The following is an 11,077-nucleotide window of genomic DNA, read 5'->3' as shown; positions in this document are numbered from 1 at the left end:
ATCGGCCACCTCGTCACAACCATCGAACCAGCCGAATGTTCAAACTACTTCGAAAGCGCCGGATACGCTTCCGTCAAAACCTGAAAGGCTCTAGCCCGTCCCAAACCTGGAACCGGAAGCTGCTCTGAAGGTAGGACGCTGACCCGCCATCTTGTCGTCGACGCCGTCGGCTGTCCAAAGTCGTTCGCCTCCGTCTGTCGCCTCCACCGCCGGACGGCGATGGCCATCGTCCCGGTCTTTTCGGCGGCGAGCTGAAGACGACGCGAGGCCGTCATCGGCAGCCGGACGAGCTCGCCGACGACGACGCCCAATCCGCCGAAGGACAGGCATTCTTCCATCGACGCCAGCACGTCCTCCTCCTTCTCGTCTTCTATGAAGACGACCCTGTCGGGATGAAGGCCGGCCTGCGCGAGAGCCGGAAAGAAAAGGTCCGGCCGCGTCAGGCACCAGGCGATCTTGCCTTTGCTTCGGGCAGCTATCCCCGCTGCGAAAAGTGCGGCGGCCGCCCCGTCGACGGTCCCCGATCCGCCTCCCGCGATTTCGTGCAGGGCGCCGTGGGCGAGACCGCCGCCTGGCAGAATACGGTCGATCTCCGCCACGCCGAAAGGCAGACAGCCCGCCTGCTTCGCGCCGCAGCCTTCGAGGGCGGAGATGCGTTGGCGCAGGTCGGCGAGGACTGTCTCTCGGGCAGCCGACATGGGTCCCGGTCATCGAAGTGGAGTGTGCGATCGGCGGGACAGGCTGGACCGGAAGGTTCTTGTCGCACAGTTCGGGGCGGGTATCAGCTTCAGGCGGCTCCGGCGCCGCCTGTCGATGGGATGCGAGCGTATGTGCCATCCTGAAGGTGACCGTTGCGGGACGTGGTTCCCGTGTCTTGACGGCGGACACCCATAATTGGTTCGCGCAAGTTCAACGTTCTACCTGAAGAAAGTAAGCTCGCCGAACTGGTTCGATTCCCTGGCGCCCCGACGGCCGTCGGAGACTACGTCGCAGTTCAGACGAGCGTTTCAATCGGAGAGCGTTTGATAATCGGGCGCATGTTCTGTTTCCTATTTGATATCTCCAGTCTTCTGGAGGGCCGCGGCAGTGTCAACGGAGCAGTCGGCATCGCAGCAAGCTATCAGTGACCCGGTCGGCCATTTGCGGCAAGGAGACGGTCAGAGAAGCACGGCGGCCGTCCCTCTCTGACCTCTATGATTCAGGCTGCCGCAAGCAGCTCGTCGGAAGGCCCGAAGAATTCGAAATGAATTCGTTCCGCCTCCACTCCAGACTTCCAGAGGTCCGTGACCAGCGACTTGAGGAATGGCTTCGGTCCGCAGAGGTAGAAATCTCCCTTCTCGAACGGCGTGTTGTGCTTAAGCCATTCCACGCTGATGAAGCCGTCATAGTCGTGGGTCACGCCCGCCGAGTCGGTCAAAGCGGGCTCGCTGTAGAACGTCGCCACGGAGATGCGGCCGTGGTGCTTTGCGATCGTTCTGACGTGCCGGTCCATCGCATGGGTCGAGCTGTTCAGTGCGGCGTGGACGTAATGAGCCTGGACGTCCGGATACTGGGCGCCGATGGTTTCCACCATGCTGACCATCGGAGTGAGGCCGACGCCGGCGGATAGTAGAATGACGGGCCGGACGGGTTCTTCGGGCAGGAAGAAGTCGCCGGCAGGCGGCGTCGCCTCGATCACGTCGCCGACCTGCACGATGTCATGGAGAAAGCGCGATCCGCCGGCTCCCGTCGCTTCGCGCTTGACGGAGATACGGTAGGCGCTGTCGTTCGGCGAGCAGGATATCGAGTAGTTTCGTTTTACCTGCGAGCCGTCCGGCAGGCGAAGACGGAAGGTCAAATACTGGCCCGGCTTGTGTCGGACGACAGGCCCGCCGTCGGCCGGCTTTAGGACGAACGTCGTGATGACGCTGCTTTCCTCATTCTTTTCCGCGATCGCGAAGGGCCGCCAGCCGTTCCAGCCGCCAGCTTGGGCTTCGAGACCTTCGCGGATGTCGGCCTCACGCTCCATCAGCAGATTCGCGAGGAACCAGTAGGCCTCGCCCCAGGCCTGAATCAGCTCAGGCGTGGCCGCGTCGCCGAGTACCTCCCTGATAGCGTCCAGAAGCGCGGTGGCGACGAAGGGATAGTGCTCCGGCAGGATATGGTAGCCGATGTGCTTGTGGGCAATCCGCTCGACCACGGGGACGACGGGAGCAAGATTGTCGATGTTCCGCGCATAGGCGATGATCGCGGCGGACAACGCATGAACCTGCGAACCGCCCTCGCCCTGGTTCGAGTGATTGAACAGCTCCCTGATGTGGGAGTCCTTGAAAAGCCGCGCGTACATGGCCGTGGTGATCGCGGTTCCGTGGACGGCCAGCGCCGGCGCGCTGGCCTTTACTATCTGGATGGTGGTTTCGCTCAATGGCTCGGGCATGGGTCAGTTCCTTTCAGGTTCATGTTGATCGACGGCCGCGGATCGCGGTCGAAGAATTCGAGCTGGAACCGCACGGGTCCTAGCAGTTCTAGGTGATGCGGCTGACGGGGTTCGACGACGCCGGGATGCTTCGGGTCGAGGACGAGCGGCGAGGCCGCCGGGTCGTCGTAGTGCAGGACCACCCTTCCCTCGACGACCCGGATGACCGCCCATGTTCCATCGCGCGTCTCATGTCGCTTCAGAAGCGCGGTCGGCACCTTTCCGTGATCGAATACGCCGGTAACCCGATAGGGCTGGTGGAGTCCCTGGTCTTCATCGCGGACCGCCGTCGCACTCGCCTCAACGCCATGCATCGCTCGGCTTAGACGGTCTGCGATGCGCGCCGCCTTCGTCTGCATGTCGCGCGCGACTTCCCCAGGCACCATCTCGTCGGTCGTCTGCTTCCATAACTGAAGCCAGCGCGTGAACATCCGGGGGTGGATCCGCTGCGCGTGGATGACGTGCATCGCGACCGGGTTTCCCTTGTATCGCCCGCTGGCAAGCATCAGCGACGACCAGAAGTCCTCGAGGCGCTGCAGATGTTCCGTCCAGTCTTCCACGACCTCGCTGAAGACGGGACCTAGATCGGGATCCCGCCTCACCCGTGCATAGAAGGCCGATAGAACGGGCATGATGTCGTCCTGTCGAAATGCGGCTTGATTCATCGTCCACCTAAACATGCATTTGATTTGCATCTATTCCTGCCGGCGAAAAAATGCTATGTAAATGCATGCTTTCGACGGATGCGTTTTTGTCGCAGGGAGACACATGAAGCTTTCGCTCTACAGCGACTATGCGATGCGGGTGATGATCCATCTGGCCGCCAAGGACGAGGCCCTGACGTCCATCCGCGAGGTGGCAGGGACCTACGACATCTCTCAGAACCATCTGATGAAGGTCGTCCAGGATCTGGCCGGCGCTGGTTTCATCGAGGCGGTAAGAGGGCGCAACGGCGGCATCCGACTCGCGCGACCAGCCGAGCAGATCAATCTCGGATCGATCCTCCGTCACACGGAGAAGCTGACGGACCTGTTCGTCTGCGACGGCTGCATCATCGCTCCGGCGTGCGGCCTTCCTGTCGTCCTCAAGGAAGCGACGGCCGCCTTCGTAGCGGTCTTCGATCGCTACACGTTGGCCGACGTGGCTCGCAGGAAGTCTGATCTTGCCGCACTGCTTTCTGTCATCACAGATGCGGTGCCGGCCGCCTCGTCTCCCGCCGGCTGTTGAAACTAAATCAACCTGTCGAAGCGGTCACTCCCTCTCTCCTCAGAAGTTCGTTCTTGCGTTCGAGCCCCCACGTGTAGCGGAAGAACGTGCCGTCGTTCTTCGTAACGCGGTGGCAGGGAATCGCGACGGCGAGAGGATTGCTGGCGCAGGCGCTGGCGACCGTCTTGCCTCCCTTCCCTTTCCCGATCCGCCTTACGAGTTCTTCGTAGCTTACCGTGCTGCCCGGCGGCACTTCCCGTAGTGCGAGCCAGACCCTGCGTTGAAAGGCGGTTCCGCGCAGATCGAGCGGGAGGTCGAGACCGACCTGCGGCGCCTCCACCATGCCGACGACCCGAGCGACGACGCGCTCGTAGTCAGCGTCGCCCCCGACGAGATCGGCTTTCGAAAACCGCTCCTGCAGGTCGACGAGAAGGGCGGCCGGATCGTCGCCGAGCAGGATCGCGACGACGCCCTTGTCGCTCGACGCAACGAGGATCGAACCCAGCGAAGTCTGTCCGACGGCGAACCTGATCCTTTCACGGCGGCCCCCCGCCCTATAGTCCGTCGGCACCATTCCCAGCGCCCTGTTCGAAACCGCATAGAAGCGTCCACTCGAACCGTATCCCGCATCGTAGAACGTCGACGTGATCGTCTTGCCTGGCTTCAGGCCGTCGCGCAGAAGGGCAGCACGCTTTTCCTGCTTGTAAGCGCGAGGAGTCATTCCGGTGCATTTGCGGAATATCCGATGGAAGTGCCCCTCGCTGATCCCCAGGGCATGCGCGAGAGCCGCGACTGTAGGCGAGCTGTTTCCAGCGTCGATCAACCTGCAGGCCTCCGCGACCAAGGCCGTGTTTCTCTTCTCGAACTCCTCCTCGTTCGGGCGGCATCTCCGGCAAGGGCGGAAGCCGGCTGCCTCCGCCTCCGCCACGCAGACGAACCGGCGCATGTTCTCCGGCCGAGGCGGACGCGAGATGCAGTTGGTCCGGCAGTAGACGCCCGTCGTGACGACGCCGCGGAACACAGGTCCCGTCGCTGCATTTTCGATGTCCGCCGCTTCCGTCATCAGGCCGCGCTCCTCTGCATCGAGCCGAACGGGTTGTCGATGAGGTAACGCCACAGGCCGTCCGGCCCGCGGCGGGCGATGTCCGTCGCAGTGGCCACCATGTTGATCTCGGTCCCATCCCTCGCGGTGCCGATGTACGACCAGTCGAGGATGAGAGAGGCGACGTCGCCGGCGACGAACAGGTGGCGCTGGGTGATCGACATCTGAAGGCCGAGGCTGAAGTACTTGGCAAGCTCCTTGCCGATTGCGTCTTTGCCCACGTGAGCGACGCCCGCGGCGTCCACGATCAAGCCTTCCGGGTCGTAAAAGCCGAGCATGGTCTCGACGTCGAGCGAGTTCAGATGGGCGAGAAGCGCCGGGACGATGCCTTCCGGCGTCGAGGAGAGTGCGAGCTTGGTGGTCATTTCGTTGTCCTTCGTTGTTGTTCTGCTCCTGCGAGCGTCCTGACTATGGCGAGGCACCACGGCGTCGAAACTCCGTTTTCTGATCTCATATTCCGATTTTGGCCGGTCTACGTGATCGGGGATTGACACCCGACAAAATCATAGACATTTTATATCCACGATTAGGAGATGCAAGATGAAACTGAGCGAAGGCGTCGAACAGGCCATTCACTGCACGGCATTCCTGGCGGGGCTGTCGGAAGACGGCGTGCTGTCTGCCGCGGCACTGGCCGAACTTCACGGCGTGTCGACGAGCTATCTGCTGAAGCACCTGCAGGCGCTGTCCGGCGCGGGCATCGTTGCAACGATGCCGGGGCCTAAGGGTGGTTATCGGCTGGCCAAGGCCCCGAAGGATATCAGCCTTCTCGACATCGTCCTCGCGGTCGAAGGACCGGCGCCCGCCTTCCGCTGTGCCGAGATCCGTCAGCGGGGGCCGAACCCTCTGCCGCAGCGCTACTTCACAAAGCCCTGCCAGATCAACGCTGCGATGCTGAAGGCCGAGAAGGCCTATCGCGCAGAACTCGCCAAGGTATCCGTCGCGGACCTTCTGGCGGATCTTGGCGCAGACGACGACGGTGGTATCGCCGCCCGCGGATGCGCCTTCCTCGCACTCCACGAACGCAAGACGGGCAATCGCGCCTCGTCATAGGAGAAAGCACCATGAGCAAGATGAAGAAGGTCGTCGTCATCGGCGGCACGGGCCTGATCGGCTCGAAGGCAGTGAAGCTGCTTCAGGACGCAGGCCACGAGGCCGTCGCCGCAAGCTCCCGCAACGGCATCAATGCCAATACGGGAGAAGGACTGGCCGATGTGCTAGCAGGCGCCGACGCCGTCATCGACGTGTCGAACATGATGTCGTTCGACAAGGCCGTGATCACCGACTTCTTTGGAACGTCGAGCCGGAACCTGACGAGCGCGGAAAAAGCTGCGGGCGTGTGCCACCACGTCGTCCTTTCGATCGTCAACGCCGATCAGCTCGCGGCCAACCCTTACATGGCAGGCAAGTTGGCGCAGGAGCAGGCCGTCGCGTCGTCGGGCCAGGCCTATACCATCGTCCGGGCGACGCAGTTCCATGAGTTTCTCGAGACCCTGGCCGGCGCCTATGCGGCCGACGACCTGGTAAAGGTGCCGGACATCGACTTCCAGCCGATTGCTGCCGACGATGTCGCCGAGGCCTTGGTCGAAGTCGCGCTGGGCGAGCCGAAGAACGGAACGGTCGACCTTGCGGGACCGGAGCGGTCATCGTTCGAATCCTTCATCCGGACGTATCTCGGCTCCCAGAGCGATGCCCGACCTGTCGTCTCCGACGCCGCTGCCGACTACTTCGGAGCCCCGGTCGTCACTGGCTCCCTGGTTCCCGGCGGAGACTACATCAAGGGCCGTGTCACGGTCGCCGAATGGCTTAAGGCATAGAAGGAGAGTACGATCATGAAGACGATTTCATATGCGGCTGCGGCACTCGCGGTCACCCTTGCCACTGCGTCCGCACACGATGTCGCTAGGCCAGTACTCGCCTACGATACGAAGGACGCCAAGGTGACGCTTGTCTACGAGCACCCCCTGCCCGACGTTCCTGGCAAGAGCGTCAAGGGCGTCCTGGTCGAATACGGGCCGGGCGGCTACAGCTCCGCCCACACGCATGCGAAGTCCGCACTCATCTACGCCACGGTTCTCGAGGGAGCGATCCAGAGCGCCGTCAACGGCGGCGAGACGAAGACTTTTACCGTCGGCCAGAACTTCACCGAGCTGCCGGGCGACCGGCACGACGTCAGCGCCAATGCCAGCAAGACCGAGCCAGCGAAGCTGCTCGCCGTCTTCGTCGTCGACACCGACGACACTGTCCTGACGACTCCGCGCAAGCCGTAGCGCGTCCTCCGACAACCATTCGCTAAAATTAGATCACCCGACGACGGTTCTCCGGCGAACGGAAAACCGCGTCCTCAACGAAGGAGAAACGAACATGTCCCGCATGAACTGGTCAGAAGTCGCCCCCGAGGGCGCCAAGGCGCTGTTTGGTGTCCACCACTACGTCACAAGCAAGACGAACCTTCCGGACGAGCTGATCCACCTTGTCTTCCTGCGCGTGTCGCAGATCAACGGCTGTGCCCACTGCATCGACATGCACAGCCGCGATCTGCGCAAGACGATGTCCGTCGACAAGATCACGCTGGTTCCGGTGTGGGACGAGGTGCCTCACCTGTTCAGCGACCAGGAGCGTGCCGCTCTCGCCTGGGCGGAGGAAGTTACCAACGTCAGCCAGACCCACGCATCCGACGAAGCCTATGCGGCCGCTGCGGCCGCCTTCGAACCGAAGGACCTCGTCGATCTGACGATCACTATCGCGGCGATGAACGCCTTCAACCGCCTTGGAGCTCCGTTCCGCCTTCCGGTCGCAGCCAAAGAGTGATCCGTGCTAGGTGGGTGGGCGAGGATGCGCCCTCCTACCTAGCCCCGCTGGGGCAGAACTAAGGACACGAGGCTGTCGTCGTTACCGGCGGCAGCCTTCATTTATTCCACTCCGCCGCCACCGCCCTGCCTCTATAAGTCAGGTGTAGCGCCTCTGCTTCGATAAGGCCGGCCGCTTTCAGAACGACCAGGACGCGATCGACTTCATCGCTTTCGAGATGTCAATCGGCGTTTAAACGGGACCCCTTATCGGCGTCGAAAAAGTACCCCTCCTTTAGGTTGCAACGGTTAGGGTGCGCGGGCCCGGAACTTTCAATTTAGTGCAGGGTCTGCGCGCGCGGATCGTTAGCCTTCTTCGGCTTTAGCTTTGAGAGCGGTTTTTGAAGCGCCACGATTCATTTCCCGTTTCAATGATCTCACAATGATGGGTAAGCCGGTCGAGCAGAGCGGCGGTCATTTTTGCATCGCCGAAGACAGTCGGCCATTCGCCGAAAGTCAGATTGGTGGTGACGATGATCGAAGTTCGCTCGTAGAGCCTGCTGATGAGGTGAAACAGCAACTGTCCGCCAGCCTGAGCGAATGGAAGGTAGCCCAGTTCGTCCATGATGACGAAGTCAAGTCTGGTGATGAAGTCAGCAAGCCGCCCCTGCTTGCCGTTACGCGCCTCCATCTCAAGTCGATTGACGAGATCGACAACGTTGTAGAAGCGCCCGCGCGCACCGTTGCGGATCAGGGCGCGGGCAAGTGCGATGGATAAATGGGATTTTCCAGTGCCAGTTCCTCCGACGAGAACGATATTGTGCTGCTCGGCAAGGAAAGCTCCCGTCGCGAGCTGGCGCATCAGGCCTTCGTTGACCGGAGTGCCGGCGAAGTCAAAGTCATTGATATCCTTTGCCAGCGGCAGCTTTGCGACGGTGATCTGGTATTTGATTGAGCGGGCCTGTTTCTCGGCGATCTCCGACTGCAACAGGTCGCCGACAATGCGCGGTGGTTCGTGCTGCCGCTTGATGCCAGAGGCCATGATTTCGTCATAGGCGCTGCGCATGCCGTAAAGCTTCAGCGTACTCATCATGTCGAAGATTTGAGATCGTTCCATATCAGCTTGCCCTCCTGAGGCTGTCGTAACGGGCGCAATCGGCCAGAGGTTCATGGGTCAGGTGAAGCGCATCGGGGATGGAAAGGATGGCGGCGGGCTGCGGATCACGCTTGCGAGCCAGAATGTTGATGATCACAGCGGCGGAGAATACCCCCTGATCGAGCGCCTCCTGGCAAGCCGCTTCGACTGCAGGAAGACCGTCGATACCGACACATCCCAGGATTGTCACCATCTGCCGGTCCCCATCATGCATGCTTTTAAGCTTTCGTCGAACATGCTCCATGGAAGCTGGCAGGACCCAATCAAGGAATGGTGCACCGTTTCTCAGTGCTCCCGGCTTGCGTGTCAGGACCGGAACATAATGCCATGGATTATAAATCGTCTCGCCACGGCTGAAGCAGCGTTCATGCTGGCCGATCTCGACACCATTTTGCCGGATGACGATGCGGTCGGCATAAGCATGGATCTCGGCCGGGCGACCAACCGCAGTCGACAGCACCGAATATTTGTTGTTGTCGAAACGCACGAGGCAAGTCTTGCCGATCGAAGCCTGTGTCGCGTGGAAGCCATCGAACTTGCCGGGATAGCCGACCAGATGGGCCTTCTCCTCTTCAAACACCTCCCAGATCGTGCGCTCCGTCTGATCAACGTGCTTATGAGCCCGGGCGTAGCTGATGCATTTATCCAGCAGCCAGCCGTTCAACTCATCGTAGGATTTAAATCGAAGGCGCGGCGTGAAGAAGCGTTCCCGGATCAGATTGACCTGGTTCTCGACCTGCCCCTTCTCCCAGCCCGACGCCGGTGTACAGGCCACCGGCTCGACAAGGAAATGGCTGCACATTTGCAAGAAGCGGCGATTGTATTGCCGCTCTTTACCGACGAAGACCGTTTCCACTGCGGTCTTCATATTATCATAGATGCCGCGCGTGCAGGACCCGCCGAAAAAGGCAAATGCCCGATCATGGGCGTCGAAGACCATCTCCTGCGTCTCGCGCGGATAGGCTCTCACATACATCATCCGGCTGTGGTAGAGTCGGACATGCGCAACCTTCACCGTCGTCGTCACGCCGTTCAGCACGACGATCTCGTGGCTCCAGTCGAACTGATAGGCTTCGCCCGGCGCATAATAGAGCGGGACATAGGCTTCCGCCGTCACCGAACCGCGCGCTTTTGACCATGAGCGTGCATAACGCCGAACCGTATCGTAGCCACCCTCATAACCCAGATCGCGCAGATCCTCGAATAGCCGGATCAGCGTCAGACGTTCCCGCGAGGCCTTCGCTTCATTAGCCAGCAGCATTCCATCAAGATGGTCGCGCCAGGGACCGAGCTTCGGCTGCGGTTGACGGCTGCGCGCGTATTTGAACTCAGTCTCTTCACTGCGCAGAACCTTCCGCACAACTTTGCGCGAGACGCCCAGTTCCCGGCAGATCGCCTTGATCGATTTGCCCTGCACATGAGACAAGGGGTCCCGTTTGGATGCCGATAACCCCTCAAATGGGGTCCTTATTCCATGCTTAATGACAATGTATCTGCAAAGCGCCATCAGAACAGGTGACTTCCTACACGCCGCTCACCTGTTCGTCTTTCAGTGACAGAAATCCAGCCCCGTTGCTTTCTCTTTTGAGAAGTCGTCCAACACGGCCGTGAATTATGATTTAATTCGCATTTGACTTAGATTGACGGAGCCGCCCATGCTTTTAAACGACGCTCAAGCCCAAGCGCTCTCCAAAGCGATACAAGCCCTGAATGAAGGTGGCGGCCAGCTACTTAACGCTTCCTTTGACGCATTTGCTCTCGGTGAGGCAATCATTGATGTTTGCACCCACACTGATGATCGCATCGAACTGCGATCTGCCGGCAATGTAACTGAAGTACACAACGACCTGTCCGCTTTTGCATCTGCCTATCGTTTGCAACCACTGTGATTGCTTAAGCGAAGAATGACATTGATTTCGAATTCCGATTTCTACCTATGAAATCTTCGTACGGACCGCTGGGCTGAAACTTAACAGAAGACAATTGAATAACGCGCTACCCCATACAAGGTCATCGCCCAATGATGGACTTCTTTGCTATTTCCAAGGCCTTCCGTGCATTGCTCTCAGCGGTCTCCTCGGTCGGCGCAGCCGACTGGATTGTGAGCCTGTCTCCGCCCTCTACGACGAAAATGTTCACCCCCTTGAGGCCACCGACATTCGGAAGGCGGATAAGTCGTCCAATTGCAGGGGAAACATCGATCTTCTCTATCTTGAAACCGATTTTTTCGGAACTGAACTCCAGCTCTTTGAGATAACCTTCGTCGGTTCGGTTTGAACCGCGCCGGGTTTGCCGGAGACCGTTTGGTTTAAGTTATGCGGCCATGGGTGGCGCGTCCAGCATGGCGTGATATCGTTCTTCGGCCTCGG

At 60.3% G+C, this 11,077-nt stretch carries 12 protein-coding genes and 1 pseudogene; 6 read left to right on the top strand and 7 right to left on the bottom strand.

What is annotated here, in order from left to right; genetic code table 11:
• Positions 1 to 44: 44 nt before the first annotated feature.
• From FHS76_RS22120 to FHS76_RS22110, 3 genes are all read right to left on the bottom strand, one after another.
• Positions 45 to 698: an ImuA family protein gene (locus tag FHS76_RS22120; RefSeq protein ID WP_235992864.1), complete on the bottom strand. Its 654-nt coding sequence runs from the start codon at positions 696 to 698 to the stop codon at positions 45 to 47.
• 500 nt (positions 699 to 1,198) lie between these two features.
• A complete protein-coding gene (gene hmpA / locus FHS76_RS22115; protein ID WP_183658443.1) occupies positions 1,199 to 2,416 on the bottom strand; it encodes an NO-inducible flavohemoprotein in 1,218 nt (405 codons plus the stop codon).
• Complete coding sequence (locus tag FHS76_RS22110) at positions 2,401 to 3,087, bottom strand: DUF1971 domain-containing protein (RefSeq protein WP_210306206.1); 687 nt, start codon at positions 3,085 to 3,087, stop codon at positions 2,401 to 2,403. Before FHS76_RS22110 ends, hmpA begins: the two co-directional genes overlap by 16 nt.
• Before the next feature lie 136 nt (positions 3,088 to 3,223).
• Between FHS76_RS22110 and FHS76_RS22105 the strand changes: the two genes are divergently transcribed.
• Positions 3,224 to 3,682 carry an Rrf2 family transcriptional regulator gene (locus FHS76_RS22105; RefSeq protein WP_183658441.1) on the top strand — a complete coding sequence of 153 codons (459 nt, stop codon included), beginning with the start codon at positions 3,224 to 3,226 and terminating at the stop codon, positions 3,680 to 3,682.
• Positions 3,683 to 3,689: 7 nt separating this feature from the next.
• Here the strand turns inward: FHS76_RS22105 and ada are convergent, their stop codons facing one another.
• Positions 3,690 to 4,724: a bifunctional DNA-binding transcriptional regulator/O6-methylguanine-DNA methyltransferase Ada gene (gene ada / locus FHS76_RS22100; protein ID WP_183658438.1), complete on the bottom strand. Its 1,035-nt coding sequence runs from the start codon at positions 4,722 to 4,724 to the stop codon at positions 3,690 to 3,692.
• Complete coding sequence (locus FHS76_RS22095) at positions 4,724 to 5,128, bottom strand: YybH family protein (RefSeq protein ID WP_183658435.1); 405 nt, start codon at positions 5,126 to 5,128, stop codon at positions 4,724 to 4,726. Before FHS76_RS22095 ends, ada begins: the two co-directional genes overlap by 1 nt.
• Positions 5,129 to 5,303: 175 nt before the next feature.
• Between FHS76_RS22095 and FHS76_RS22090 the strand changes: the two genes are divergently transcribed.
• The 4 genes from FHS76_RS22090 to FHS76_RS22075 all read left to right on the top strand — a co-directional run bounded on the left by FHS76_RS22090 (position 5,304) and on the right by FHS76_RS22075 (position 7,574).
• Entirely contained in the window at positions 5,304 to 5,816 is a 513-nt protein-coding gene (locus FHS76_RS22090) for an RrF2 family transcriptional regulator (protein ID WP_183658432.1), read from the top strand.
• 11 nt (positions 5,817 to 5,827) lie between these two features.
• Positions 5,828 to 6,580 carry an SDR family oxidoreductase gene (locus FHS76_RS22085; RefSeq protein WP_183658429.1) on the top strand — a complete coding sequence of 251 codons (753 nt, stop codon included), beginning with the start codon at positions 5,828 to 5,830 and terminating at the stop codon, positions 6,578 to 6,580.
• A 15-nt stretch (positions 6,581 to 6,595) separates the two neighbouring features.
• Positions 6,596 to 7,033 (top strand): cupin domain-containing protein, encoded by a 438-nt coding sequence (locus tag FHS76_RS22080; RefSeq protein WP_183658426.1) that lies wholly within the window; start codon positions 6,596 to 6,598, stop codon positions 7,031 to 7,033.
• A 94-nt stretch (positions 7,034 to 7,127) separates the two neighbouring features.
• Positions 7,128 to 7,574 (top strand): carboxymuconolactone decarboxylase family protein, encoded by a 447-nt coding sequence (locus tag FHS76_RS22075; protein ID WP_183658423.1) that lies wholly within the window; start codon positions 7,128 to 7,130, stop codon positions 7,572 to 7,574.
• Between the two features lie 360 nt (positions 7,575 to 7,934).
• Here FHS76_RS22075 and istB read toward each other — a convergent pair whose 3' ends face one another.
• Both istB and istA read right to left on the bottom strand, forming a co-directional pair.
• Positions 7,935 to 8,669, bottom strand: coding sequence for an IS21-like element helper ATPase IstB (gene istB / locus FHS76_RS22070; protein ID WP_183658420.1), 735 nt, complete (start codon positions 8,667 to 8,669; stop codon positions 7,935 to 7,937).
• Positions 8,602 to 10,134, bottom strand: a pseudogene (istA, locus tag FHS76_RS22065) (IS21 family transposase). Before istA ends, istB begins: the two are co-directional and overlap by 68 nt.
• Positions 10,135 to 10,363: 229 nt before the next feature.
• On the opposite strand from istA, the gene FHS76_RS22060 reads away from it, so the two are divergent.
• A complete protein-coding gene (locus FHS76_RS22060) occupies positions 10,364 to 10,597 on the top strand; it encodes a hypothetical protein (RefSeq protein ID WP_235992862.1) in 234 nt (77 codons plus the stop codon).
• Positions 10,598 to 11,077 lie beyond the last annotated feature (480 nt).

The sequence above is a fragment of the Brucella daejeonensis genome (assembly GCF_014199265.1).
Classification (GTDB): domain Bacteria; phylum Pseudomonadota; class Alphaproteobacteria; order Rhizobiales; family Rhizobiaceae; genus Brucella; species Brucella daejeonensis.
The sequence above is the reverse complement of the archived record's forward strand: the minus strand, read 5'-3'. Positions and strand labels throughout refer to the sequence as shown.

Bases quoted from the DNA above. Each gene is read 5' to 3' on its own strand.
- FHS76_RS22120 (WP_235992864.1), bottom strand. From the start codon at position 698: ATGTCGGCTGCCCGAGAGACAGTCCTCGCCGACCTGCGCCAACGCATC.
- hmpA (WP_183658443.1), bottom strand. From the start codon at position 2,416: ATGCCCGAGCCATTGAGCGAAACCACCATCCAGATAGTAAAGGCCAGC.
- FHS76_RS22110 (WP_210306206.1), bottom strand. From the start codon at position 3,087: ATGCCCGTTCTATCGGCCTTCTATGCACGGGTGAGGCGGGATCCCGAT.
- FHS76_RS22105 (WP_183658441.1), top strand. From the start codon at position 3,224: ATGAAGCTTTCGCTCTACAGCGACTATGCGATGCGGGTGATGATCCAT.
- ada (WP_183658438.1), bottom strand. From the start codon at position 4,724: ATGACGGAAGCGGCGGACATCGAAAATGCAGCGACGGGACCTGTGTTC.
- FHS76_RS22095 (WP_183658435.1), bottom strand. From the start codon at position 5,128: ATGACCACCAAGCTCGCACTCTCCTCGACGCCGGAAGGCATCGTCCCG.
- FHS76_RS22090 (WP_183658432.1), top strand. From the start codon at position 5,304: ATGAAACTGAGCGAAGGCGTCGAACAGGCCATTCACTGCACGGCATTC.
- FHS76_RS22085 (WP_183658429.1), top strand. From the start codon at position 5,828: ATGAGCAAGATGAAGAAGGTCGTCGTCATCGGCGGCACGGGCCTGATC.
- FHS76_RS22080 (WP_183658426.1), top strand. From the start codon at position 6,596: ATGAAGACGATTTCATATGCGGCTGCGGCACTCGCGGTCACCCTTGCC.
- FHS76_RS22075 (WP_183658423.1), top strand. From the start codon at position 7,128: ATGTCCCGCATGAACTGGTCAGAAGTCGCCCCCGAGGGCGCCAAGGCG.
- istB (WP_183658420.1), bottom strand. From the start codon at position 8,669: ATGGAACGATCTCAAATCTTCGACATGATGAGTACGCTGAAGCTTTAC.
- FHS76_RS22060 (WP_235992862.1), top strand. From the start codon at position 10,364: ATGCTTTTAAACGACGCTCAAGCCCAAGCGCTCTCCAAAGCGATACAA.